This is a genomic window from Halopseudomonas oceani (assembly GCF_963677335.1).
Lineage (GTDB): Bacteria > Pseudomonadota > Gammaproteobacteria > Pseudomonadales > Pseudomonadaceae > Halopseudomonas > Halopseudomonas oceani.
This window is the reverse complement of sequence record NZ_OY781932.1, coordinates 1,783,075-1,807,095: the sequence shown is the minus strand read 5'-3', so window position 1 is coordinate 1,807,095 and position 24,021 is coordinate 1,783,075. Positions and strand designations below refer to the sequence as shown.

The window sequence follows — 24,021 nt, the reverse complement described above, 5'->3', positions numbered from 1 at the left end:
CTATATAAGGCGCACTTGGCGTGCGCATTTACACAAGCCCGGCGTATCCGGGCTCAGTTATCTCTGGTTGCACCCTCAGCGGCCTGCTGGGCACGGCGCTGATTACGGTCTTCCCGCGGGGTAACCCCAAAACAGTTGCGATAGGCGCTGGAAAAATGCGGCCCCGACGAAAACCCGCACGACAGCCCTATCTGAATAATCGACTTACTGGTCTGCAGCAGCATCTGGCGCGCCCGATTCAACCTCAGTTCAAGGTAATACTGCGACGGTACGCTGTTGAGGTACTGTTTGAAAATACGTTCCAGCTGACGTCGGGACACACAGACGTGGCGCGCGATCTCGTCCGTGGTCAGCGGCTCCTCGATGTTTGACTCCATCAGGATGACCGCCTGCGTCAACTTGGGGTGACTGCTGCCGAGCCGGTTACGCAGCGGCATGCGCTGCCGTTCGGCTCCATCACGAATGCGCTCGATGACCAGGTCCTCAGCAACCAGCGCCGCAAGATCCTGGCCCTGCTCGCGCGCAACGACCGATAACAGCAGATCCGTACTGGCCTTTCCGCCGCTGCTGGAGCACAGCGCTTCGCCACAGACAAACAGCTGGGTGACAGCCTCTACCTCAGGGAATCGTTCACGAAACTCGTCGAGCATGCGCCAGTGCACGGCGCAGCGCCCCCCTGCAAGCAGACCTGACGCCGCCAACGCCGCTACACCGGCCTCCAGGCCACCAATCAGCACACCCTCGGCCTGCCATGCCCGCAATCGCGGTGCCAGCCAGTCCGGCAGATTATCCGAAGCCGACAGGTTCTCGGCCACCAGCCAGAGATGAGCGAAGCCCGGCGTGCACTGATCTAACGGGGCGGGCTGCAACAACAAGCCGTCGCCGGCACGAACCGACTGTTCGTCCAGTGTGCAGCACTCGATTTGGTAGCAGACGTCCTCAGCCATACGATTGGCCGAGAGCAGAACAGACAGGGCCGGCATCAGGCAACCTGGGTGGGTGCCAGGCAGCAGGGCGAAGACGACACGGCGCAACTCAGTGGCCATGATCACCCTGCTCGCACAACTGCTCGTTAAGACACGTCACCGGGCGTATCCCGTCTCACTCGGAAAAACAGCATTGTGCCACAAGGGTGCACGCTGCACACCGTAACAGCGGCGATAAATCTGCAACAAAAAAGGCGCTTCCCCTGACGGAAAGCGCCTTTTGTCAGCCTGACCGCCTTAGCGGCCAAACAGATCAGCCGCGGTAGGCTTCGAACAGGCCGGTTGCGCCCATGCCACCGCCAACACACATGGTCACGACGCCGTAGCGCTTGCCGCGACGCTGCAGCTCGCGAACCAGATGGCCGACCTGACGTGAGCCAGTCATGCCGAACGGGTGACCGATGGAGATAGAGCCACCGTTGACGTTGTATTTCTCGTTGTCGATCTTCAGGAAGTCACGCGCATACAGGCACTGGGAAGCAAAGGCTTCGTTCAGTTCCCACAGATCGATATCGTCAACAGTCAGGCCACGGGCTTTCAGCAGCTTCGGCACCGAGTAGACCGGACCGATACCCATTTCGTCAGGCTGGCAGCCAGCGACGGTGAAACCACGGAAATACGCCAGCGGCTTCAGGCCCAACTCCAGCGCCTTATCCAGGCTCATGACCAGCGTCATGGACGCACCGTCAGACAGCTGAGACGCGTTACCGGCAGTGACGGAACCGTCTTCGGCGAATACCGGCTTCAGGCTGTTCAGGCCTTCAATGGTGGTGTCCGGACGGTTGCAGTCGTCACCCTCGACGACGCCGTCAACGATGGTGATTTCGCCGGTGGCCTTGTCCTGAACCTGATATTTGACGGCCATCGGTACGATTTCATCATCGAACAGACCTTCAGCCTGGGCACGGGCAGTGCGCTGCTGGCTCTGCAGCGCGTAAGCATCCTGCTGCTCACGGGTTACGTTGTAGCGGCGTGCAACGATCTCGGCAGTCTGACCCATCGGGTAGTAGATACCCGGGAAGTCTTTTTCCAGAATCGGGTTAACGAAGTGATCGGTGTTGCGGCTCTTGGCGGTCAGGGTGATGGACTCAACACCACCGGCAACGATGGCATCGGAGCAACCGGATGCAATCTGGTTGGCAGCGATAGCAATCGCCTGCAGACCAGAGGAGCAGTAGCGGTTCAGAGTCATACCGGCGACGTCGATGCCCATCTTGGACAGTACCGCGACGTTACGGCCGATGTTATGGCCCTGGGCACCTTCGTTGGAGCCGGCACCGACGATGCAGTCGTCGATCAGTTTGGGGTCAACGCCGGTGCGCTCAAGCAGCGAGTTGACACAGTGGGCTGCCATGTCGTCCGGACGGGTCATATTGAACTTGCCACGGAAGGACTTGGCCAGACCAGTCCGTACACTGTCGACGATTACGACTTCACGCATTGCGGTAACCTCATTTCTTGCCGATGGGTTGGGACGGTCCTGCCGTCCAGAGGCGGACAAGCATAAAGGCGAAGGCGCAGAGGGTAAACACAATAGACCGGCGTGATAAAACGCTATTTAGCGGCGAACAGTCGCCAGCAGCCGATAAACATGCGCTCAGCTGCTGGCAAAAGGCATGAAATAGCGCTGCGTCAGCTGCCCCGCAGACGCTTGGCTGACAGCTTGAACATCTCCTCGTAGATCACCTGCGGATCAGCGCGTTTCTGCTCTGCAGCCAGGCGCCCACGCTCATGCGGCAGAATCATGAACTGGTCTGCTTCGCTTTCGCGGTAGATGGTGTCAGCCACATCCGCAGCACTGATCGGCGAGTTCTGCAACAGCTTGGCCATATCGTCGCGCGCCTTGCTGTCGGGGCCGTGGTAAGACTCCAGCAGGTTGGTCTGGAAGAACGACGGACATACCACATTGACCTTGATCCCGAGCGGCTGCAGCTCCACCAACAAGCTTTCGGAGAGAGCGACAACACCCGCCTTGGCAACGTTGTAGTTGCTCATGCCCGGCGTCTGAATAATCGCCGCCATTGACGCAATGTTAATGATCCGGCCGCCGCCCTGCTTCATGAAGACCGGCATGAATGCCTTGCAACCCTTGACTACACCCATCAGGTTGATACATATCTGCGAGTCCCAGTCTTCCAGCGACAAATCCCAGAACATGCCACCAGACGCGATGCCCGCGTTGTTGATCAACACATCGACGCCCTGCACCCGCTCTTCACAGCTCTGCTCCAACGCAGCCAGCTGACTGAAGTCGCGGACGTCGCAGCGCTGGGTAAACGCCCAGCCGCCGGCAGCGGTTGCCAGCCGCCGCGTTTCTTCCAAACCGGCATCATTGATATCCGCGAGCGCCAGGCGCGCACCCTCACGGGCGTAGCGCAACGCCAGTTCGCGACCAAGGCCACTACCGGCGCCAGTAATTACGACGCGCTGTCCTGTTGTTTGCATGTTTTCCCCTTATCTGTCGCCAGACCAGTGCTGATACGGCTGTTCTTGTTGTTTTGTTACGGACTGTAAGTCTGTAGCTGGCAGTCTAGCGAGCGCACTGGGGTTGCGCGGCAAATAAAAGCAATAATAAAAGTCGTGAATGGAAGGCTCTAGCCATACGCCAACCGCCCTGGCGCTCAAGCAACGGGCAGTCTATGAGTTGCTGCGGTAGTTGTGCAGGTAGCGCAGCTCTCCCATCGCCTGAATCTGTCCCTCGATCAGCGCGTCAAACGGGGCCAGCAACTGCTCACGGGCAAATCCGGGATGCAGCACGGACAACGCCTCGGCGCCCGCTTCAATCGTGGCAAGCGCGCCCGGCACAGGCACCTTACGTATGCGGTATCGGCTCACCAGCCCGTCGGCAAGTCGCACCTGTGGCAAGGCCTGCAAAACGGGATTGAGGTAAAGCAGCTTACGTGCCTTGCGCCAGGTACCGTCCAGCAGCACCAGACGACGCGGTCGGCCATCATTGGCAGGCACCAGCTCAACGGCATCAGCGCCCGGGAAAAGCAGCTCATTGCGCCAACTGGCATCGCTCAGGCGAGCCACCCATTGAGGATGCTCGTCCAAAGACTCGGTAATCAGTAGATGCGCGTTAACCAGCCCGCTCACCAGCAGTCGAGCCGTATTCAGCGCGTGGGAGGTTTCATCGGGATGCTGAATGACCAGCAACTGGGTATCAGGCCAGAGCCTGGGAATCAGATGGCACAGACAGTGGCTGAGCGGGCGAAAACACGCGGCACAGCGCTGGCGACGGGAGGCTTGGGACATGCAGAACTACCGAACGTGCTACGGCAGGCCATTATGCCCCATACAGCAGATCAGAACCGCTTACTGTTTTTTCTTCTTGTGCGCATCGCGCCAGATGAACAGACCAACACCACCCAGAAAGGCGACCATCAGACCAACAGTAATTACACCAGCGATGACAGCTTCATCCACGTACATAAGGCACCTCCTGCGTTATCAACGACTGCAGGTTAAGCCTTACCAGACGCAGGGTTATTGACGCTGATCAATAGCAGGAGCCAAAGCACTCAACGGGGCTTCTTGCTCTTCTTGCGCTTTTTGCCGGCCGCTTTCGAAGGCAACGGCAGCGCACGAGTAAAGGCCGCGCGCATAGCCTCGAGACGGGCATCATGAATATCGTGAATACGCTGGCGGCGGGCTTCAGCGAAGTCGATCACTTCAGGGGAAACAGTCTTTTCTGTCATCACACAGCCTTCACAGACGACAACGGGGTGACATCAGACTAGCACCCTCTCAGACTTCAATGTCAACCAGCAACCCCTTACCGGACAGGTCCAGATCACGTTCCTGGGGCAGCTGCTCCTGGCGCGTGTGCACGCGGCGGCGCTTGCGCCGACGTTCAGGCCAATGCCCATTGTCGCGCCGGCGACGTTCAACCTGCTGCACGTCAGCCTCGTGCACAGGCTCCGACGCCGCAGCAGGCTTTACCTCCCGCGAGACCTTGACCGCATCATTCTGCGCACCCGCTGCTGGCAACCCAGGAATCAGCATGACTAACGTGACCTCGTGCCGGTTTGTCCGGATGTTCCCCTGTGAAAATCCTGACGACTACACTGATATCGACCGCAAACCCGACGCCTTTACCCTTGCACTGTGGCATGGCGCACAAAAATGAACAAATTTTAACCAGCTCGCAGCGCCACAACCCGTAAACACCGCGGTTTCGAGCAGCAAGACGATCAGGTAAGATATGCGCCCTTTTTTGCACCATCAGGAGAGCGGCATGACAGGTTTTACCCCCGGACAGCGCTGGGTCAGCGACAGCGAAGCGGAACTGGGACTGGGTACGGTACTGTCACAGGACGCCCGCCTGGTGGTCATCCTCTTTCCCGCCAGTGGCGAGACCCGTCACTATGCGCTGCGGAACGCGCCCCTGACCCGCGTCCGCTTCAGCCCCGGTGACAGCATTACCCACCACGAAGGCTGGAGCATGGTGGTCAGCGACGTGGTCGAGGAAGACGGCCTGCTCGCCTATGCCGGCCTGCGCGAAGACGGCACTCCAGCCGCCTTTGCCGAAACCATGCTCGACAACTTCATTCAGTTCCGCCTGGCCAGCGACCGCCTGTTCGCCAGCCAGATCGACCCCCTGCCCTGGTTCAGCCTGCGCTTTGAAAGCCTGCGTCACTACTGCCGTATTCAGCGCTCTCCACTACTCGGCCTTGCCGGCGTGCGCACCCAGCCGATCGGCCACCAGTTGCACATCGCGCGCGACGTTGCCGACCGCATGGCGCCGCGCGTCTTGCTGGCGGACGAGGTCGGTCTGGGCAAGACCATCGAAGCGGGCCTGATTCTCCATCGCCAGCTGCAGACCGGACGTATTCGCCGGGTATTGATCGTGGTCCCGGAAAACCTGCAACACCAGTGGCTGGTGGAAATGCGCCGCCGCTTTAACCTGGAGTTTGCCCTGTTCAACGCCGACCGTTGCGACGGCGCAGAAAGCAACCCGTTCGAAGAGGCCCAGCTGGCGCTGGTTGCGCTGGAATTTCTGCTGGAGAACGACAAGGCCCGCGACTACCTCGACCAGTCCGACTGGGACATGCTGATCGTCGACGAAGCGCACCACCTGGTCTGGCACGAAGAGCAGCCAAGCGAGGAGTACCTGCTAATCGAAGGTCTCGCGCGCCGCACACCTGCGGTCCTGCTGCTGACCGCAACCCCGGAACAGCTCGGCCAGGCCAGCCACTTTGCCCGACTGCGACTGCTTGACCCGGACCGCTTCCACAGCCTGGAAGAATTCATCAAGGAGACCGAGCGCTACCAGCCCGTTGCCGAGGCAGTGCAGCACCTGCTGGAACAGGATCACCTGAGCACAGAAGACGTCACCGCCATCACTGGCTGGCTCGGCGACAGCGCCGCGGACCTACTGGCGACGGCAGCCGATGGCGGCGAACAAGCCGCAGCCGCACGCGAAAGCCTGATCCGTCAGTTGCTGGACCGCCACGGCACCGGCCGGGTCCTCTATCGCAACACCCGCGCGGCCATTTCCGGCTTTCCGGAGCGCCAGCTGCACGCCTACCCGCTGCCGTGCCCCGAGCAGTACCAGGACCTCGAAGGTCAGGCAGCGCTCTATCCCGAGCAGGCACTGCAGGCCGAAGGCGGCGAAACACCCTGGTGGCAGGCCGACCCGCGGGTGGAATGGCTGATCGACACCCTCAAACTGCTCAAGCGCAACAAAGTGCTGGTGATCTGCGCCCACGCCGAAACCGCACTGGACCTGGAAGATGCTCTGCGCCTGCGCAGCGGCACACCTGCCACCGTCTTCCATGAAGGCATGAGTATCGTCGAGCGCGACCGTGCAGCGGCGTTCTTCGCCGATGAAGAGTTCGGCGCGCAGGTACTGATCTGTTCGGAAATCGGCAGCGAAGGTCGCAACTTCCAGTTTGCCCACCACTTGGTGATGTTCGACCTGCCAAGCCATCCGGACCTGCTCGAACAACGCATTGGCCGCCTCGACCGCATCGGCCAGCAGCACACCATTGAGCTGCACGTACCGTATCTGGAAGGCACCGCTCAGGCGCATCTGGTCGAGTGGTACGACAGCGCACTGAACGCCTTCCGTGCCACCTGCCCAACCGGCAACGCGCTACAGCACAGCTTTGGCAGCGAACTGCTGCAGCACCTCGATCACCCGCAACAGGACGGCTGGAACGACCTGCTGGAACGGGCCAGTAAACGCCGCCTGGCGCTGGAAGAGGAAATGCACAACGGCCGTGACCGCCTGCTGGAGCTGCATTCACGCGGACATCAGGACGCCGAGCAGATGCTAGAAACCATTGCCAATCAGGACAGCGACTTCCAGCTGCCGATTTACATGGAGCGGCTGTTCGACGTATTTGGCGTTGACAGCGAGGACCACTCGGACAACGCCCTAATCCTGCGCCCGGGTGAGCGCATGCTGGATGCCGGCTTCCCGCTCGGCAACGACGAGGGCGTCACCGTTACCTACGACCGTGACACTGCCCTGTCCCGCGAGGATATGCAGTTCCTCACCTGGGAACATCCGATGCTGCAGGGCGGCATGGATCTGGTGCTGTCCGGCAGCATGGGCAACAGCGCCGTGGGCCTGCTGAAGAACAAGGCACTGAAACCAGGCACCATGCTGCTCGAATGCATTTATGTGTGTGAGGCTGTCGCTCCCCGCGCACTGCAACTGCAACGGGTACTGCCGCCAACACCGATTCGCTGCCTGCTCGACGTCAACGGCAACAACCTGGCCAGCAAAGTCAGTTTCGACACGCTGGACTCACAGGTTGAATCGCTGCCGCGCCAGTTGGCAGTCAAGATCGCCAAGACCCAGCGCGAGCCGATTGAAGCCATCCTGAGTAAAGGTGAAGCCGCCGCCGCGGCGCAGCACCAGCAACTGGTCGACAACGCCCGCGCCCAGCTCAACAGCGAACTGCAGGAAGAAATCGAACGACTGAAGGCGCTGCAGCGGGTCAATCCGCTGGTACGCGATGAAGAGATTGCTGCGCAGGAACAGCGCCTGCGTGAAGGCGATCACCTGTTGCAACAGGCGAAGCTGCGCCTGGATGCGATCCGTGTCCTGGTCGCTGGCTGATCAGGACGGGTTCGGCACCGGGCACAACAGACCAAGAAAGCGCTGCAGTGCTTCACGCTGGGCAATGGCGTCACGCCGGCCCAGCTCGATCAGCTCGCGGGTGTAGTCCGCCTCAAACAACAGGTAACTGACCACGCTGCCACCCGACGCCCGGGTCGCCCCGCTGCCGCGCAGAAACGTTCGCAGGGTACGTGGAAGCAGCTTGCGATGCCGGGCTGCGATCACGTCCAGCGGCTCGCTCGGTGAAATAATCTGCACGTCCACCTGGCGCACTCCCTTTCCTGACTGTCTCGCCGCACTCGGCAGGTAACCCGCCAGTCGGTTCATCCGATCCAGCAACTCCACATCCGCTTCGAGATTGTCGACGAAGGTACTACTGAGCAGATGCCCACCAATCTGTGCCAGCGTCGGCGGCGCAGCCGCGCGCAACCGCGGCCCGCGACGGCCACCGGGCGGATCTGCCAGGTTATCCGACACGCCGATCACCAGTACCTTATTGGCCCCCAAATGCAGCGCAGGGCTGACCGGCGCCTGCTGACGCACCGCGCCATCGCCGAACCACTCACGGTTGAGCAGCACCGGTGGAAAAACCAGCGGAATAGCCGACGACGCCATCAGATGCTCCAGCCCCAGTCGGGTCTGAACCCCGACCCGCCGGTGCCGCGACCAGGGGGCAATCCGCTCTCGGCCCTGATAGAAATTGACCGATTGCGCCGATTGGTAGCCGAAGGCACTGACCGACACCGCGTGCAGCAGCCCGGCCTGCAGCGCTTCATCAATCTGACCAAAGTGCAAGGTGCGCTGCAGCAGCGATCGCAGCGGCGCATTATCCAGCAACGCCGTCGGGTGCTTGCTCGGGAAGCCAAACAGGTTGGCCTTGGCCCAACGCCAGGCCTGCGCCGTTACACCAGGCCAGTCGGTGCGGTAGACCTGATCGCAATGAAACTCCGACCAGACCGTATCCAGCCGTTTCACCCCCTCTGCGAAGTGACGGGTGTGGGTCGCCAGTGCCAGCGCATTGATTGCGCCGGCCGAGGTGCCACAAATCACTGGGAAGGGATTGGCTGCGCCCTCAGGCAACAAGTCGGCTATCACCGACAGCACGCCCACCTGATAGGCGGCACGGGCACCACCACCTGACAGGATCAGCCCAGCGCAATCACGCCCGATGCGATCATTCATCAGCGCCGCCGCGCCCGACGCTTACGCCGACGCCGCTTGGCATACGGCCGACTCTGCCCTTCCGGGCGGGTCTTGAAGCGGCGATGCACCCACATGTATTGCTCCGGCTGTTCGCGTACCGCCTGCTCAATCCACTGGTTGATACGGAGTGCGTCTGCGGTCTCGCTCTCGCCAGGAAAATCGGTCAATGCCGGATGCACAGTTAGTTGGTAGCCCTGCCCGTTCGGCAGCCTGGTCTGGGTAAACGGCACGACCAGCGCTTTGCCCAAGCGAGCAAAGGTACTGGTGGCGGTGACGGTCGCCGCGTCAACCCCAAACAACGGCACGAAAACACTGGCCTTGCGGCCGTAGTCCTGATCCGGTGCGTACCAGATCGCCCGGCCACTGCGCAGCGAGCGCATCATGCTGCGCACGTCCTCACGCTCTACTGCCTTGGCATCGCGATTGTGACGCTCGCGTCCACGGCGCTGAACAAAATCAAAGGCGGCATTGCGATGCTCACGGTACATGCCGTCAATCGTCACCGCCTGCCCCAGCAGCGCGGCGCCGATTTCCAGCGTGGTGAAATGCAGCGACATCAGCACCACGCCCTTGCCGGCAGCGGCTGCCTCGGTCAAATGCTCAAGCCCCTCGATATGCGCCAGCCTGGCTAGCCGATGACGCGGCCACCACCAGGCCATGGCCATTTCAAACAAGGCAATACCGTTCGAGGCAAAGTTGTCGCGCAGCAGACGCTCGCGGGCAATCTCCGACATTTCCGGGAAGCACAGAGCCAGGTTCGTACGGGCCACCTCACGGCGGTCGGCCATCAGGTGGAACATGCCCCACCCGAGCAGACGCCCCAAACCCAGCAGCCAGCGATACGGCAGCTGTATCACCAGCCACAGCAACCCAAGCCCCAACCAGAGCAACCAGTAACGCGGGTGCAGCAGGGCAACAGAAAAACCCGGACGTTCCATCAAAAGGTCCAATCAACGAAAACCGACATTCTATGGCCTGTGCTGCCGTCATCGCCAGCCGGGTTTACTCTATCCGGGCGAAACAGCACCGGATCAGGCCGTCTGCGGCTTGCGATCAACCGGGCCCTTCTATATAAGGAAGCGCAGAACAGCCAAGCAGGCACATCGCCCTGCCAACGCGCTACCGATCATTGTGAACTGGATTGCCCATGACTGCTGACACCACCCTCGACCTGCTCGACAACGACCCGGTATTCCACCTCAAGGGTGGCATGCTGACGATGACGCTGGTCGAGCTGATCCGCCTCGCCCCGGACCAGTTTGCCCGACAGCTGGCGGAGAAGGTCGAACAGGCGCCCAACTTCTTCGTCGACACCCCGGTGGTCATCGCACTCGACAAGTTGAACGAAGCCCTCACCGACCTCACCTTGAGCCACCTGCTGAGTATCTGCCGTGACCACGGCCTGCAGCCTGTGGCGCTGCGCGGTGGCGAGGCATTTCGGGAGCTTGCCCAGAGTGCAGCCATGGTCCTGTTACCGCCGGGCCGCCAGCGTGAGCGCAGCATCGAAACAGCAGCTGTCGCACCGGAGCCCGCGCCGGAGCCAGCACCTGCCCCTGCCCCTGCCCCTGCCCCTGCCCCTGCGGTGGAAGCATCGGCCCCCGCGCCGGTCAGCGCGGGCAAGATTGTTACCGAACCGGTCCGCGGCGGCCAGCAGGTCTATGCCCGCGGCGGCGACCTGATTGTCATGGCGCCGGTCAGCGCCGGCGCCGAACTGCTCGCCGATGGTCACATCCATGTCTACGGCCCGTTACGGGGCCGCGCCCTGGCCGGAGTCAAAGGCAATCAGCAAGCCCGCATCTTCTGCCAGAGCCTGGAAGCCGAGCTGGTTTCCATCGCCGGGCAATACAAGGTGGCGGAGGATCTGCGCAAGCACCAATGGAAGGAAGCGGTACAGATCAGTCTGGACGGCGACAGCTTGAAGATAACCGGGCTTTAACAGATACTGTGCTCCCATTCGGGGGCCCTTTTTCTCTGGTCTGTGACCGAGTTCCGCCGTAGCCATTTTCCTTTTCATCGTACCGGGAACCATACGCGTCCGGTGCGTTCCACTATCCAGACAATTTCGACAGGAAGGTCATTTTGGCAAAAGTCATCGTTGTCACATCAGGCAAAGGCGGGGTGGGCAAAACAACCACCAGTGCCGCCATCGGTACCGGGCTGGCACTGCGCGGTTTCAAGACCGTTATCGTCGACTTCGACGTGGGCCTGCGCAATCTGGACCTGATCATGGGCTGTGAACGCCGCGTGGTTTACGACTTCGTCAACCTGATCAATGGCGATTCCAACCTGAATCAAACCCTGATCAGGGACAAACGCTCCGACAACCTGTTCATCCTCCCGGCGTCCCAGACCCGTGACAAGGATGCACTGACCGTTGAAGGCGTTGAGCGCGTATTGAACGAGCTGAAGGAAACCTTCGATTACATCGTTTGCGATTCCCCAGCCGGCATCGAGAAGGGTGCTCACTTGGCCATGTATTTTGCTGACGAAGCCGTCGTCGTGACCAATCCGGAAGTCTCCTCCGTGCGCGACTCCGACCGCATGCTGGGCCTGCTGTCGAGCAAATCCCGTCGCGCCGAGAACGGCGAGAAGATCAAGGAAAACCTGCTGTTGACCCGTTACAACCCCGAGCGCGTCGACAACGGCGAAATGCTCTCAGTAGCCGACGTGGAAGACATCCTGTCAATTCCGCTGCTGGGTGTCATCCCTGAGTCACAGGCTGTTCTCAAAGCGTCCAACCAGGGTATCCCGGTCATCATGGACGACAAAAGCGATGCAGGTCAGGCCTACAGCGACGCCGTAGAGCGCCTGCTGGGCAAGGATATTCCGCACCGTTTCCTCGAAGCACAGAAGAAGGGCCTACTGCAGCGCCTGTTCGGAGGGCGTTAATGAGCATTTTCGATTATTTCCGCGATCGCAAGAAGTCGACGCCCGCGTCGATCGCCAAGGAGCGCCTGCAGATCATTGTTGCCCACGAGCGAGGCCAGCGTAACCAGCCGGACTATCTGCCGCAGCTGCAGCAAGAAATCATCGATGTCATCAGCAAGTACGTTCCTATCGATCGCGAACAGGTACACGTCGCGCTGGACAATCAGGATGATTGCTCGATTCTCGAACTCAACATCACCCTGCCCGAACGCCCTTGAGCAAGTCGGCGCCGCCCATCCGGGTGGCGCCGCGGATTTCCCATGCCCCTGACCCACATCGGCATCATTCATCAGGACCCTACCTTCCTGATCGTCGACAAGCCGACTCTGCTGCTGTCCGTGCCCGGCCGTGCCGAGGGCAACAAAGATTGTCTGATTACCCGTCTGCAGGAAAACGGCTACCCCGAAGCCCGCATCGTCCATCGACTGGACTGGGAAACCTCCGGTCTGCTGGTCATAGCCCGCAACCCCGACGCCCATCGCGAGCTGTCCCGCCAGTTCCATGATCGCGAGACCGAGAAAGCCTATATCGCCCTGTGCTGGGGTCAGCCCGAAGGCGACGCGGGACATATCGACCTGCCGCTGCGCTATGATCCACCGAACAAGCCACGGCATATCGTCGACCACGAGCTGGGTAAGCATGCGCAGACCTTCTGGCGAGTGCTGGAGCGCTATCAGAATTACTGCCGGGTGGAACTGACGCCGATCACCGGTCGCTCGCACCAGTTACGCGTGCACATGCTGGCGATCGGTCACCCACTGCTGGGTGACCGCCTGTATGCCGAAGGTGCTGCACTCGACGCATCCCCGCGGCTGGCCCTGCACGCCGCCCGGCTGACCATAAGTCACCCGGAAACCGGCGAGCGTATGGCGTTCGAGAGCCCCTGCCCGTTTTGACGACGGGCCCGAATTCAACCTTGCAGGAGAGCTTCATGCAGGACCAACAGCTTCAGGATCTGGCCGATTTCATTGCCCGCTCACCCACCCCTTTTCACGCTACTGCCACCCTGCGTGAGCGTCTGCTCGCAGCCGGATTTGAAGGGCTGGACGAGCGAGAGGACTGGCAACTGAAGGCCGGCGGACGCTATCTGGTCAGCCGCAACGACTCTTCCCTCATCGCGTTCCAGCTGGGTGCCGACGGCGCTCTGCAAAGCCGCGGCCTGCGCCTGATCGGCGCCCATACCGACAGCCCGTGCCTGCGCGTCAAGCCGCAGCCAGAAAAAGACCAGCAAGGCCTCTGGCAGCTCGGTGTCGAGATCTACGGCGGCGCCCTGCTCGCGCCCTGGTTCGATCGCGACCTGTCGCTGGCTGGCCGCGTCACCTTTCGCCGCGCAGACGGCTCGCTCGACAGCCGGCTGATCAATTTCAAACGCCCTGTTGCGGTGATTCCCAACCTGGCGATTCACCTCAACCGTGGAGTTAATGAAGGCCTGCCGATCAACCCGCAGACCGACATGCCACCGGTGCTGGCGCACAGCCTGGATGGCGGCCGTGATCTGCGCGCCCTGCTGGCAACTCAGCTGCAGCAGGAACATCCAGATTGCGCCGATGCAGCAGTGCTCGACTACGAGTTGAGCTTCTACGATACCCAACCGCCAGCCCAGATCGGCCTGGACGGTGATTTTTTCAGCGCCGCACGGCTCGACAACCTGCTGTCCTGTCACGCGGGTTTGCAGGCGTTACTGAACAACGATGGCCAGCAACCCTGCCTGCTGGTCTGCACTGACCACGAAGAAATTGGTTCATCTTCCTGCTGCGGCGCCGACGGCCCCTTCCTCGAAGACGTACTGCGCCGCCTCGTGCCGGACGCCGCCGAACGCATCCAACTGATCCAGCGCTCGCTACTGGTGTCAGCGGACAACGCCCACGCCGTGCACCCGAACTTTGCCATGAAGCATGACGAAAACCATGGCCCCAAGCTCAACGCCGGCCCGGTCATCAAAATCAACGGCAACCAACGCTACGCCACCAACAGCGAAACCGCTGCGTTCTTCCGCCACCTTTGCGCCAGTGCAGACGTCCCGGTCCAGGCGTTCGTCGTACGCAGCGACATGGGCTGCGGCAGCACCATCGGCCCGATCACTGCGAGCCGCCTGGGCGTACGCACCGTCGACATCGGCGCACCGACCTTTGCCATGCACTCGATCCGCGAGCTAGCTGGCAGCCGTGATCCGGGCTATCTGATTACCGTGCTGACCGCCTTCTGCAACAGCGCACAACTGATCTAAGCGCCGCCCTTGGCGGACACGCCAGGCTTTGTCCGCCATACAACACGGCACCGGCCCGTAGGGCGGACAAAGCGCAGCGTGTCCGCGGATGCGAATGCCCGATCAGAACTCAAAGGCTTGCACTAACCTCAGCCCCCTTCCGCGCGCAGGCCATTGGCTTGCTCCGCCCCACAGCGCAGCTCCGGCCCGCAGGGCGGACAGAGCGCAGCGTGTCCGCGAAAACCCCGTTACAACAAGTGCTGGCAGACTCCCGCGCAACACCAAAAAAAAGCCCCAAGCGTCAGCAACGCCTGGGGCTTGTTGTGGCACGGAGCGCGGACAATCAGTCTTCGCGCACCAGAATCACCTTGCCAACCACTTGATCACGCGCCAGCTCTTCAAACGCCGCAGCGGCATCGGCAAAACCGAAGGTTTTTGCCACCATCGGCTTGAGCTCACCGGATGCGAACTGGGGCATCAGGCGCTGCTCCATGTCGGCCAGCAGGGTGGCCTTGAACTCGGCATCACGGGTCCGCAGGGTTGAGCCGATCAGACTGATGCGCTTGGCCAGCACCTTGGCCAGATCCAGGGTCGCGTCGCGGCCGCCCATCAATCCAATGAGTACCCAGCGCGCATCCAACGCCAAGAGATCCAGGTGATCAGCAGCGTAGGTAGCGCCGACCGGGTCGAGCGCGACATTAAACGGACCGAAGTCCTTCAGCGCGGCAATCCCGCCCTGACGCAGCACGCCACCCTCGGCACCCAGTTCAACACAGGCATCCAGCTTGTCCTGACTGCCGACACTGACCCAGCAAGGGTTGCCCTGCGCCTTGCACAGCTGAATTGCCGCAGTGCCCACGCCGCTGGCACCGGCGTGAATCAGCACCTTCTCGCCCGGGCGCGCATTGCCCAACACAAATACATTCAACCAGGCGGTACTGAACACCTCCGGAATGGCAGCCGCTTCGGCCCAGCCGAGGTTGTCCGGTACCGCCAGCAGATGACGCTGGTCAACCACAGCTTCTTCCGCCATACCGCCGCCGGCCAGCAACGCGCAAACGCGATCACCGATCTTCCAGCGTGAACCTTCGGCAACCTCGATCACCTCACCGGCACATTCCAGCCCCAGAACCTGGGTTACGCCCGCAGGCGGCGGATACATGCCAGCCTTCTGCAACAGGTCTGCCCGGTTCAAACCGGCAGCCATGACGCGAACGCGAACTTCGCCAGATTTCAGCTCTACAGCAGGCTGGACCTGCCATGACAGCTCCCCGCCCTCAGCTTGCAATCCTCTCACGCTACCTCCATAGTTCATTCAATAGTGGCCATATGCGGGAACTCTAGGCTCCCGTCGGAACTCCAAAAGCATACTCTCTCCGGACACGATACCCCAGATGAAAGGTTTCCCTCTCCTGCGCCAGTCCTGTCTCATTGCCCTGCTGACCCTCAGCGGCACTGTGCTCTCGGCCGAGCAGAATCAAGCCCTCGACCTCGATTCACTGCAACCGACCCGCGACCAGGTCATTGCCAGTCTGAATACCGTCGAATTACTGCGACGCCATCACTACAATCGCATCCGCCTGGACGACGCCCTGTCCGCGCAGATCTACGACACGTACATCAAGCAGCTCGACCCCCAGCGCAGCCTGTTTACCCAGCAGGACATCGATGCCTTCGCCGGCAACCGCCTGCGTTTCGACGACCTGCTCAAAGCCGGCGACCTCAGCGTCGGCTTTGCCATGCACAAACGTCAGCTGCAGCGTGTGCAGCAGCGCTTGGCCTTTACCCTGGACCTGATCGACAACAAGCTCGACACGCTCGACTTCAGCAGCGACCAGGAGATTCTGGTTGATCGCGAAGACGCGCCCTGGGCGGCTGACGAACAGGCCCTTGAGCAGCTCTGGCGCGCACAGGCCAAAGACGAAGTACTGCGCCTGAAGCTGGCCGGCAAAGACATGGCAGGGATCAAGGAGCTGCTCGGCAAGCGCTACCGCGGCCAGCAGATCCGGATCAATCAGACCCGCTCCGAGGACCTGTTCCAGAGCTATATCAACGCCATGGCTCAGGTCTACGATCCGCATACCCAATATCTCTCGCCAGAAAACGCCGAGAACTTCGACATCAATATGAGCCTGTCGCTGGAAGGCATTGGCGCGGTACTGCAGAGCGATAACGAGTACACCCGGATCGTTCGCCTGGTACCGGCCGGCCCGGCCCAACGCAGCCAGCAGCTCGCCACCAGCGACAAGATCGTCGGTGTCGCCCAAGGCGACGATGACATGGTAGACGTGGTTGGCTGGCGCCTGGATGAGGTGGTCAAGCTGATTCGCGGCCCCAAAGGCTCTCCCGTGCGCCTGGAGGTCATCCCCGCCAGCAACCCGCCGGGCGACCTGACCAGCAGGATCGTGCACCTGACCCGTGAAGCTGTAAAACTGGAAGATCAAGCTGCCAAGTCTTCCATCATCAACATCAACGAGCAGGGTCACGATTACCACATCGGTGTGATTGAGGTGCCCGGTTTTTATATCGACTTCAAGGCCTATCGCCAGGGTGATCCAGAGTACCGCAGCACCACCCGTGACGTGCGCCGTCTGCTCGGCGAACTGAGCAAACAGAACGTTGACGGCATAGTGCTGGATCTGCGCAACAACGGCGGCGGGTCATTGCAGGAGGCGACCGAGCTGACCGGCCTGTTTATCGATCAGGGCCCGACCGTACAGGTGCGCGACAGTCAAGGCCAGGTTCAGCAACTGGATGACCCCGAAGCCGGTATCACCTACAACGGACCACTAGCCGTACTGGTAAACCGTCTGTCCGCCTCCGCTTCGGAGATTTTCGCTGGCGCCATGCAGGATTACGGCCGCGCGCTGGTCATCGGCGAGTCCACCTTCGGCAAAGGAACCGTGCAGTCCATCCAGCCGCTGAACCATGGCGAACTCAAGCTGACGCTGGCCAAGTTCTACCGAGTGTCGGGTCAGAGCACCCAGCACCGCGGCGTCGTGCCGGATATCAGCTATCCGTCACTGCTCGACAGCAAGGAAATCGGCGAGAGCGCCCTCCCCCATGCCATGCCCTGGGACACCATTGCGCCGGCCCGTTTCCGCGCTAGCAGCCAGCTGCAGCCATTCATCACCCAACTGCAGAAACTGCACGAAGCGCGTGCCGCAAAAGACCCGGACTTCATTTACACCCTGGCACGCATCAATCTGGACGCAGAAATCCGCGCCCAGCAGACCGTGCCGCTGAATGAAGCCAAGCGCAAGCAGCGCCAGGAAGACTACGAGTCGCGCCTGCTGACTCTGGAAAACCAGCGGCTTACCGCGCGAGGTGAAGAACCGCTGACCAGCCTGGAGAATCAGGACCCCTTGCTTGACAGCAATCATGCTGAAGACGAGAAAGATACCTCTGAGGACGATGCGTTCCTGGTTGAAACCAGTCACATCCTGCTGGACCTGCTGCAACTGGAACATCAGGTAGCTACCGTCGACTGATCCCTGCCAGCTGCCTGCCGGCGCTTGCTGGCAGGCAGCACCATGACTGTAACCCTTCTGTAATAGCCAAGTGACACACTTTCGCGGTCAGGACGAATGCCCGCGAACGCGTCTAACGCAAACCCGGGCGGCCAGGTACGGCCACTTCCATTTGCCTGGGAACCTCTATGACCGTCTCCGAACAACGTCAGGCCCTCATCTCCATCCTCAATCGAGGCGCTGTCAGCAGCCTGTTTCAGCCCATCGTTTCGATGCTGGAAGAACGTATTGTCGGCTTTGAAGCCCTCAGTCGAGGTCCCTCCGACAGCCCCTTGCACTCGCCCGTGACCCTGTTCGCCGCAGCCCGTCACCACGGCATCCTGACCGAACTGGAAATGCTGTGCCGCGATCGCGCCGTGAGCCGATTCTGCAACCTGAACCTTCCGGGCAAGCTCTTCCTGAACGTCTCGCCTGAAAGCCTGCTGGAACATCAGCACTATCCGGGGCGCACGCTGGAAATACTGCAACGCAATGGCCTTTCCCCCGATCAGGTGGTCATCGAGCTGACCGAGCAGGCGCCCATCGAAGATCTGTCCCTGCTGCAGAATGCACTGCACCACTACCGCGACATGGGCTTCTCAATCGCGCTGGACGACCTTGGTGCCGGCTACTCCAGCCTGCGCCTGTGGTCTGAGCTGCAGCCCGAGTTCGTCAAGATCGACCGCCACTTTGTCGATGGCATCCACCGCGATCCGGTCAAGCGCGAATTTGTCGCGTCCATCCTGCAGATGGCCAAAGCCTCGCGCGCCTGTGTCATTGCCGAAGGAATTGAGCAACCCGAGGAGCTGGCCGTCCTTGAGGAAATCGGCGTCGACTGGGTCCAGGGCTATCTGCTCGGACGCCCGGACGCCGACCCACGCATCGACGACATCAACCTGAGCGAGCGTTTAAGCCGGACCCAGTCGGGTGCAAGTGAGGACGCCCCCATCCACAGCCTGCTGCTACCAATACCGGCGGTGCCGGAAAATACCAAAGTGCAGACTGTGCTCGATTGCTTTCAGCAACAACCCACGCTCAACACCCTGGCGATCATCGACGAGCAGGGCCACCCCATTGGTGCGGTGCAACGTCACACACTCAGCCAGACCATGCTCAAGCCCTTTGCCCAGGAAATCTACAACCGCAAGCCGATCCGGCAACTGATGGACCCCGACTGCCTGACAGTCGACATCAGGCAAAGCCTGCAGCGCGTCAGCCGCCTGCTGACCAGCCGCGCACGCCAGCGCTTGGAGGACGACTTCATCATCGTCGACCAAGGGCTATACAAGGGCCTGGGGCGTGGCATTGACGTACTCCGGCAGATCACCGAGCTGAAGCTGCAGCAGGCCCGGCATGCCAACCCGCTGACCCTGCTGCCAGGCAATATTCCGATTCAGCAATGTCTGCAACGGTTACTGGAGCGCGAGGTCGACGCCCAGCTTTGCTACATTGATCTCGACAATTTCAAACCTTTCAACGACCTGTACGGATACGGCAAAGGGGACGAGATCCTGCTGGGGCTGGCGCAGCTGCTGCGAGAGCTGTGCGACCCCCGTTGCGATTTCGTCGGCCATATCGGTGGCGACGACTTCATGCTGGTCATGCGCAGTGATGACTGGCGTGAGCGCCTGCAGCGACTGGATGACCGGTTTCAGCAGCTATGCCGCACCCTCTACCGGGCCGAGCACCTGCAAAGCCAGTGCTTTACCGCACCGGATCGTGAGGGTCGCTGGCGCAGCCACGACCTGTTGAACCTGTCGATCGGCATTCTACCGCTGGTTGGCAGCCAGGCACGCCAGTTTGACCCCGCGCGCCTTGCCGAGCTGGCTTCACGGGCAAAGCACGAAGCGAAGAAACAGCGCGGATTCAGCCTGGTCATCCAAACCCTGCCACCGGACAGCCAGGACAACCCGGAACGGTACCTTAACCTTTGTAGCTGAATACCGACTTTGATCTATGCTTAGGTAAGCTCAACACACAGGTAACACCGTGAGGCCGATTCTAGGCTATCTCAGTACGCTGCCATTTCTCTGGTCGACCGGAGCTTACGCTGGGCCGATCAACTGGGGCTTTTCTCCTTCCGACCCGCCACCCTACGTGGCGATGAGCGGTACTGCCCTGCAGACCAGCCTGACCCGGGACCTGGGCGAGCTTGTGGCCAGCACCACCGCACGAGCTGTAGTCTTCGTTGCCGTCCCCAACAACCGGATTGATGAAGCCTTTACCCAGGGCCGCATCGACATCATCTGCAATACCCAGCCATCCTGGCACTCCCATCCCGAGCAGCTTAGCTGGAGCGATGTGTTGTACGAGGACGCCGACGTCATCGCCACACGCAGCCTCAGCCGGTCGCCAGCCAGCCTCAGCGACCTGAAAGGGGCTATGGTCGGAGCAACCCTTGGCTACCATTACAGCGAGACACTCACAGAGGCGTTCGCAAGCGGCCAATTAACCCGCCACGACGTGCGCGACCTGAACACCCGTATAAAGATGCTGGAGCGCGGTCGACTCGACGCCACCGTCGAAATGCGCCGCCCACTCCAACACTACCTACTGACAAAGCCGGCCAACATCCAGATCAGCGACTGGGAGATAGAACGCTTCGATCTGCGCTGTGCAACCCAACGGCAACCGGACGACTCGCGCACGCTGATCGACGCGATTCACCAACTTCTCGATCAAGGGCAGATAGCCGAGCTGATTGAGCGCTACCAGTAGTCCAGAAGGTTACCCACAGCTTCTGTGGATAAGTCTGTGAAGAAAATCAGGAAAACTCGCTCAAACGCCCGTTTACATGCGCCTGCAGACAAACCGCGCATATTTTAACCAGAGCAAAAAATTCAATTTTTTCAGCGAGTTAGCAAAAGAAAGGAAGAGCAGAAAAAAAACCAAAAGTAAACAGCGAGCGTTACCGAAGAATGTGCATAAAGGTAACAACGGAATACCCGAAGGCCTTGCCACGGGCATTCCGACGTGTTACTTGGCGCTTACTCTTCGCGGGGCTTGATACCCACCAGCTCCATGTCGAACACCAGAATGGAGTTCGGCGGAATGACCGGACTGGGGCTGCGCGGACCATAGGCCAGTTCAGCTGGAACCGTGACGGTCCACTTGTCACCAACGTGCATCAGTTGCAGCACCTCGACCCAACCCGGAATGACACCGGCCACTGGCAGCTCAGCCGGCTGGCCACGCTGAACGGAACTGTCGAAAACGGTGCCATCGAGCATACGCCCTTCGTAATGCACCACAACCACATCGTCAGCCTGCGGCTGCGGACCGTCCGCATCACCACTGCTGATCACTTCATATTGCAGACCGGACGAGGTCGACGTTACGCCATCTTTGGCAGCGTTCTCTTCCAGGTACTTCTTGTTGGCATCCAGCGCTTCCTGAGCCAGTGCCTCAGCACGCTCCTGGGACCGCTTTTGCAGCTCGTTGAAGGCACTGGTCAGCTCTTCATCACCGACCCGCTGCTCCTGACTGCCCAGCGCATCCTGCAGGCCCAGCGCCAGTGCCTGCGGATCAATATCGCCCAGACCATCCTGCAGCAGACTCTGACCCATGTTCAGGCCGATGCCGTAAGAAGCTTGTTGGATAGGAGTAGTGAGTTCCGGTTCGTCCTTGTTACAACCGGCCAGAGCCAGGGCCCCGACTGCAATGCTGACTGCCAGCAGATTACGCTTCATGCTTACCTCAGTAGACAAGCCCTTTATGGGCGAAAAGAAGCAGCCAGCTTAGCAGGGGTTTAAACGCCCGGCTACCGGCAGAAACGCAATTGTGAACGAGTACTGAAGCGTACTTTAGAAAGGTAAATCAGGAGTTACTGCAGGAGGGGAAAATGGCGCAGCGGACGGGACTCGAACCCGCGACCCCCGGCGTGACAGGCCGGTATTCTAACCAACTGAACTACCGCTGCGCTATTCTTCTCGAGTGGTGGGTGATGACGGGATCGAACCGCCGACCCTCTGCTTGTAAGGCAGATGCTCTCCCAGCTGAGCTAATCACCCGTTTGCTCTCGAAGTGGTGCGCATTCTAGGGAGCTTTTTCGGTTCTGGCAACACCTTTTTCAAAAAAAAATCAGGTTATTTCAATATCTTATTCGGAAGCCGCGGAAACACTGGCTGCTGGCGGTCTGCTGGGGCAATATTGGCCGTTTTCTCGGGCACCCTGCCCACGGCAATAGAAGGACAACACACATGTGGTTTCGCAATCTGCTTATCTACCGCTTCAGTCAATCCGTACCCTTCAGCGAATCCCAGCTGATCGAGGCGCTTGAGCAGAAGCCGTCCCGCCCCTGCGCCAGCCAGGAGACACATACGCTTGGCTGGACCACACCATGGGGACGTCACTCGGAGAATCGCGTCGAAGTCAGCAACGGCTATTGGCTGATCGCCATGCGCAAGGAAGAACGCATTCTTCCCGGCAGCGTGGTCAAGGAAGCACTCGCGGAAAAGGTTGAGGAAATCGAAAACCGTGACGCCCGCAAGGTCTATAAGAAAGAGCGCGACACACTCAAGGATGAGATCGTCATGTCTTTGCTGCCGCGCGCCTTTACCCGCACCCAGACCACCTTTGCCTGCATCTGCCCAACCGAGGGCTGGATCGCAGTCGACAGCTCCAGTCACAAGCGTGCCGAAGACCTGCTTAGCCTCCTACGCGAATGCACAGGTTCGCTGCCGGTACGGCCGCTCAACGTGAAGATCGCACCTGCCAGCTGCATGACCCAGTGGGTGAAGGACAATCAGGCGCCGGAGCAGCTACAGATCGGTGATGAATGCGAGTTGCGTGACACCAGCGAGGACGGCGGCGTGGTGCGCTGCAAGCGCCAGGATCTGGCCAGCGACGAGATTCAGCTGCACTTGAGCACGGGCAAGCAGGTCAGCCAGTTGGCTCTGCAGTGGCAAGAGAAGCTGAGTTTCGTGCTCGATGACAAGCTGACGCTCAAGCGCGTCAAGTTCGAGGACCTGCTGCGCGAAGAAGCAGACGAGAACGGCGGCGACGACATGCTGAGCCAGCTGGACGCCAGCTTCACCATCATGGCCAGCACCCTGAGCGAGCTACTGCCCGCCATCACCAGTGCATTGGGTGGTGAGGACATTCCGCAAGGAATCTGACTGTCTTGCAGGCATTGCCGCTCCGGCTCCGGGGCGGCAAGCCGCTCCCTGCGGGGCTCCAGCAAAACTATCCACAAATCCTGTGGATAACTATGTGGACAGCCTGCAGAAAACCCGCCTCAAGGTATATAAAACGGGGCCACCTCTTAGAATGATCATTTTTTAACCTATTTTTTTACCTTATAAATCAATAGGTTACGATATGACGTCAGATATCAGTGACTTACAGCGGCTTTTGACGAATTGATGACAGGTTGCCCCGCCGCTGTGCACAATCGCGGGGCAAAACGCCAGAAGTCAAGGCCATTAGGTGCGCCATTTCAACGCATCAACATATCTCTCGGCAGCTGGCCAGGAGCATGGAGGAATGAATCAACTCTGATTGTCGAGCAGCCAGGCGGTTGCGTCGGCTGCCGCCGAGCTACGTGGGTAACTGGTCTGCACATAGCGCATCCGCGCCCGGGCGCGCTCTGCCTGCCCCCGCTCCTGATCCAGTACCGCCAGGTCATACTCTGCCCTGGCCATTCCTTCCAGCACGGCCTGCACACGCGGCACCATCTCTGCCCGATAGCCGGATTGGGGATAGGTTCGAACGAAACCGGTCAGCGCGGCGTGGGCCTCACGCCCCAGATCCAGCTGCAACTGGCTGTCGCCTGCAGCGAGTTCAAAACGTGCATATGGGATAAGGGCCGCGAGATACGCTGCGTAGTCACGCTCGTTGACGTTTTCCTGCTCACCCAAGTAGCTGTCCACTAGACGCTGAGCAATATCCAGCTCGGCGTGGGTAAGGCACTGATACGCGGCTTCCAGCAACACTGCAGGCACCTGCAGACTCCGTACCTGTTCCGCCAGCGCCGAATCACACTGCCCCATTCCCAATCGGGCGCGCACATCCGCTACCGCAGCGTCCTGCTCCTGCTGCTTAAGCTGATTGCCTGCACAGCCACCCAGACTGAGTGCCAGCAGCAGACAGCAGCCGATTCGACCTGTTCTCATCACT

The 24,021-nt window shown here is 60.5% G+C and carries 23 protein-coding genes and 2 tRNA genes; 11 read left to right on the top strand and 14 right to left on the bottom strand.

Going from position 1 to position 24,021, the window contains the following annotated elements:
* Positions 1–53: 53 nt before the first annotated feature.
* The 7 genes from ACKPCU_RS08535 to ACKPCU_RS08505 form a co-directional block, all read right to left on the bottom strand.
* Positions 54–1,046, bottom strand: coding sequence for a GlxA family transcriptional regulator (locus ACKPCU_RS08535; protein WP_321351411.1), 993 nt, complete (start codon positions 1,044–1,046; stop codon positions 54–56).
* A gap of 193 nt (positions 1,047–1,239) precedes the next feature.
* Positions 1,240–2,427: a thiolase family protein gene (locus tag ACKPCU_RS08530; protein WP_104737175.1), complete on the bottom strand. Its 1,188-nt coding sequence runs from the start codon at positions 2,425–2,427 to the stop codon at positions 1,240–1,242.
* A gap of 191 nt (positions 2,428–2,618) precedes the next feature.
* Positions 2,619–3,431, bottom strand: a complete 813-nt coding sequence (locus tag ACKPCU_RS08525; RefSeq protein ID WP_321351409.1) for an SDR family oxidoreductase — start codon at positions 3,429–3,431, stop codon at positions 2,619–2,621.
* A 192-nt stretch (positions 3,432–3,623) separates the two neighbouring features.
* Positions 3,624–4,241, bottom strand: a complete 618-nt coding sequence (locus tag ACKPCU_RS08520; RefSeq protein ID WP_321351407.1) for a tRNA-uridine aminocarboxypropyltransferase — start codon at positions 4,239–4,241, stop codon at positions 3,624–3,626.
* Positions 4,242–4,301: 60 nt separating this feature from the next.
* A complete protein-coding gene (gene ccoM / locus ACKPCU_RS08515; protein ID WP_280527925.1) occupies positions 4,302–4,418 on the bottom strand; it encodes a cytochrome c oxidase subunit CcoM in 117 nt (38 codons plus the stop codon).
* A gap of 89 nt (positions 4,419–4,507) precedes the next feature.
* On the bottom strand, positions 4,508–4,687 hold the full coding sequence (locus ACKPCU_RS08510) for a hypothetical protein (protein ID WP_321351916.1): 180 nt from the start codon (positions 4,685–4,687) through the stop codon (positions 4,508–4,510).
* A gap of 46 nt (positions 4,688–4,733) precedes the next feature.
* The gene (locus ACKPCU_RS08505) at positions 4,734–4,991 is read right to left on the bottom strand and encodes a hypothetical protein (protein ID WP_321351405.1); all 258 of its coding nucleotides are present in this window, start codon (positions 4,989–4,991) and stop codon (positions 4,734–4,736) included.
* On the opposite strand from ACKPCU_RS08505, the gene ACKPCU_RS08500 reads away from it, so the two are divergent.
* Together ACKPCU_RS08500 and rapA are read left to right on the top strand one after the other, a co-directional pair.
* Positions 4,990–5,115 carry a hypothetical protein gene (locus ACKPCU_RS08500; protein WP_268236196.1) on the top strand — a complete coding sequence of 42 codons (126 nt, stop codon included), beginning with the start codon at positions 4,990–4,992 and terminating at the stop codon, positions 5,113–5,115. The two genes, ACKPCU_RS08505 and ACKPCU_RS08500, sit on opposite strands and share 2 nt — an antisense overlap.
* Before the next feature lie 108 nt (positions 5,116–5,223).
* Positions 5,224–8,058 (top strand): RNA polymerase-associated protein RapA, encoded by a 2,835-nt coding sequence (rapA, locus tag ACKPCU_RS08495; protein ID WP_321351402.1) that lies wholly within the window; start codon positions 5,224–5,226, stop codon positions 8,056–8,058.
* Here rapA and ACKPCU_RS08490 read toward each other — a convergent pair whose 3' ends face one another.
* The gene (locus tag ACKPCU_RS08490) at positions 8,059–9,240 is read right to left on the bottom strand and encodes a patatin-like phospholipase family protein (protein WP_321351400.1); all 1,182 of its coding nucleotides are present in this window, start codon (positions 9,238–9,240) and stop codon (positions 8,059–8,061) included.
* Positions 9,240–10,199, bottom strand: coding sequence for a lipid A biosynthesis lauroyl acyltransferase (locus tag ACKPCU_RS08485; protein ID WP_104737169.1), 960 nt, complete (start codon positions 10,197–10,199; stop codon positions 9,240–9,242). Before ACKPCU_RS08485 ends, ACKPCU_RS08490 begins: the two co-directional genes overlap by 1 nt.
* A gap of 209 nt (positions 10,200–10,408) precedes the next feature.
* Between ACKPCU_RS08485 and minC the strand changes: the two genes are divergently transcribed.
* The 5 genes from minC to ACKPCU_RS08460 all read left to right on the top strand — a co-directional run bounded on the left by minC (position 10,409) and on the right by ACKPCU_RS08460 (position 14,416).
* On the top strand, positions 10,409–11,197 hold the full coding sequence (minC, locus tag ACKPCU_RS08480; protein ID WP_321351397.1) for a septum site-determining protein MinC: 789 nt from the start codon (positions 10,409–10,411) through the stop codon (positions 11,195–11,197).
* Positions 11,198–11,340: 143 nt separating this feature from the next.
* Positions 11,341–12,150, top strand: a complete 810-nt coding sequence (gene minD, locus ACKPCU_RS08475; protein WP_104737167.1) for a septum site-determining protein MinD — start codon at positions 11,341–11,343, stop codon at positions 12,148–12,150.
* Positions 12,150–12,407, top strand: coding sequence for a cell division topological specificity factor MinE (minE, locus tag ACKPCU_RS08470; RefSeq protein ID WP_088276757.1), 258 nt, complete (start codon positions 12,150–12,152; stop codon positions 12,405–12,407). The genes minD and minE overlap by 1 nt, the downstream gene beginning before the upstream one ends.
* Before the next feature lie 42 nt (positions 12,408–12,449).
* Positions 12,450–13,085 carry an RluA family pseudouridine synthase gene (locus tag ACKPCU_RS08465; protein WP_321351392.1) on the top strand — a complete coding sequence of 212 codons (636 nt, stop codon included), beginning with the start codon at positions 12,450–12,452 and terminating at the stop codon, positions 13,083–13,085.
* 35 nt (positions 13,086–13,120) lie between these two features.
* Positions 13,121–14,416, top strand: coding sequence for a M18 family aminopeptidase (locus ACKPCU_RS08460; RefSeq protein ID WP_321351390.1), 1,296 nt, complete (start codon positions 13,121–13,123; stop codon positions 14,414–14,416).
* 322 nt (positions 14,417–14,738) lie between these two features.
* Here the strand turns inward: ACKPCU_RS08460 and ACKPCU_RS08455 are convergent, their stop codons facing one another.
* The gene (locus ACKPCU_RS08455) at positions 14,739–15,692 is read right to left on the bottom strand and encodes an NAD(P)H-quinone oxidoreductase (protein ID WP_407651838.1); all 954 of its coding nucleotides are present in this window, start codon (positions 15,690–15,692) and stop codon (positions 14,739–14,741) included.
* 97 nt (positions 15,693–15,789) lie between these two features.
* Between ACKPCU_RS08455 and ACKPCU_RS08450 the strand changes: the two genes are divergently transcribed.
* From ACKPCU_RS08450 to ACKPCU_RS08440, 3 genes are all read left to right on the top strand, one after another.
* Positions 15,790–17,886: a carboxy terminal-processing peptidase gene (locus ACKPCU_RS08450; RefSeq protein ID WP_104737163.1), complete on the top strand. Its 2,097-nt coding sequence runs from the start codon at positions 15,790–15,792 to the stop codon at positions 17,884–17,886.
* Positions 17,887–18,053: 167 nt separating this feature from the next.
* A complete protein-coding gene (locus ACKPCU_RS08445) occupies positions 18,054–19,844 on the top strand; it encodes a bifunctional diguanylate cyclase/phosphodiesterase (RefSeq protein ID WP_321351387.1) in 1,791 nt (596 codons plus the stop codon).
* Between the two features lie 49 nt (positions 19,845–19,893).
* Entirely contained in the window at positions 19,894–20,622 is a 729-nt protein-coding gene (locus ACKPCU_RS08440) for a substrate-binding periplasmic protein (protein ID WP_321351386.1), read from the top strand.
* 269 nt (positions 20,623–20,891) lie between these two features.
* Here the strand turns inward: ACKPCU_RS08440 and ACKPCU_RS08435 are convergent, their stop codons facing one another.
* From ACKPCU_RS08435 to ACKPCU_RS08425, 3 genes are all read right to left on the bottom strand, one after another.
* A complete protein-coding gene (locus tag ACKPCU_RS08435; RefSeq protein ID WP_321351384.1) occupies positions 20,892–21,593 on the bottom strand; it encodes an FKBP-type peptidyl-prolyl cis-trans isomerase in 702 nt (233 codons plus the stop codon).
* Between the two features lie 153 nt (positions 21,594–21,746).
* Positions 21,747–21,823, bottom strand: a tRNA-Asp gene (locus tag ACKPCU_RS08430).
* A 15-nt stretch (positions 21,824–21,838) separates the two neighbouring features.
* Positions 21,839–21,914, bottom strand: a tRNA-Val gene (locus tag ACKPCU_RS08425).
* A gap of 189 nt (positions 21,915–22,103) precedes the next feature.
* Between ACKPCU_RS08425 and rdgC the strand changes: the two genes are divergently transcribed.
* Positions 22,104–23,021, top strand: coding sequence for a recombination-associated protein RdgC (rdgC, locus tag ACKPCU_RS08420; protein ID WP_104737159.1), 918 nt, complete (start codon positions 22,104–22,106; stop codon positions 23,019–23,021).
* A 372-nt stretch (positions 23,022–23,393) separates the two neighbouring features.
* Here the strand turns inward: rdgC and bamD are convergent, their stop codons facing one another.
* The gene (gene bamD / locus ACKPCU_RS08415) at positions 23,394–24,017 is read right to left on the bottom strand and encodes an outer membrane protein assembly factor BamD (RefSeq protein WP_170062995.1); all 624 of its coding nucleotides are present in this window, start codon (positions 24,015–24,017) and stop codon (positions 23,394–23,396) included.
* Between the last annotated feature and the right edge of the window lie 4 nt (positions 24,018–24,021).

Coding starts and splice junctions, on each gene's coding strand:
- ACKPCU_RS08445 (WP_321351387.1), top strand. CDS start 18,054: ATGACCGTCTCCGAACAACGTCAGGCCCTCATCTCCATCCTCAATCGA.
- ccoM (WP_280527925.1), bottom strand. CDS start 4,418: ATGTACGTGGATGAAGCTGTCATCGCTGGTGTAATTACTGTTGGTCTG.
- rdgC (WP_104737159.1), top strand. CDS start 22,104: ATGTGGTTTCGCAATCTGCTTATCTACCGCTTCAGTCAATCCGTACCC.
- ACKPCU_RS08525 (WP_321351409.1), bottom strand. CDS start 3,431: ATGCAAACAACAGGACAGCGCGTCGTAATTACTGGCGCCGGTAGTGGC.
- bamD (WP_170062995.1), bottom strand. CDS start 24,017: ATGAGAACAGGTCGAATCGGCTGCTGTCTGCTGCTGGCACTCAGTCTG.
- ACKPCU_RS08505 (WP_321351405.1), bottom strand. CDS start 4,991: ATGCTGATTCCTGGGTTGCCAGCAGCGGGTGCGCAGAATGATGCGGTC.
- ACKPCU_RS08465 (WP_321351392.1), top strand. CDS start 12,450: ATGCCCCTGACCCACATCGGCATCATTCATCAGGACCCTACCTTCCTG.
- ACKPCU_RS08450 (WP_104737163.1), top strand. CDS start 15,790: ATGAAAGGTTTCCCTCTCCTGCGCCAGTCCTGTCTCATTGCCCTGCTG.
- rapA (WP_321351402.1), top strand. CDS start 5,224: ATGACAGGTTTTACCCCCGGACAGCGCTGGGTCAGCGACAGCGAAGCG.
- ACKPCU_RS08490 (WP_321351400.1), bottom strand. CDS start 9,240: ATGAATGATCGCATCGGGCGTGATTGCGCTGGGCTGATCCTGTCAGGT.
- minE (WP_088276757.1), top strand. CDS start 12,150: ATGAGCATTTTCGATTATTTCCGCGATCGCAAGAAGTCGACGCCCGCG.
- minC (WP_321351397.1), top strand. CDS start 10,409: ATGACTGCTGACACCACCCTCGACCTGCTCGACAACGACCCGGTATTC.
- ACKPCU_RS08500 (WP_268236196.1), top strand. CDS start 4,990: ATGACTAACGTGACCTCGTGCCGGTTTGTCCGGATGTTCCCCTGTGAA.
- ACKPCU_RS08530 (WP_104737175.1), bottom strand. CDS start 2,427: ATGCGTGAAGTCGTAATCGTCGACAGTGTACGGACTGGTCTGGCCAAG.
- ACKPCU_RS08460 (WP_321351390.1), top strand. CDS start 13,121: ATGCAGGACCAACAGCTTCAGGATCTGGCCGATTTCATTGCCCGCTCA.
- ACKPCU_RS08435 (WP_321351384.1), bottom strand. CDS start 21,593: ATGAAGCGTAATCTGCTGGCAGTCAGCATTGCAGTCGGGGCCCTGGCT.
- ACKPCU_RS08520 (WP_321351407.1), bottom strand. CDS start 4,241: ATGTCCCAAGCCTCCCGTCGCCAGCGCTGTGCCGCGTGTTTTCGCCCG.
- ACKPCU_RS08485 (WP_104737169.1), bottom strand. CDS start 10,199: ATGGAACGTCCGGGTTTTTCTGTTGCCCTGCTGCACCCGCGTTACTGG.
- ACKPCU_RS08535 (WP_321351411.1), bottom strand. CDS start 1,046: ATGGCCACTGAGTTGCGCCGTGTCGTCTTCGCCCTGCTGCCTGGCACC.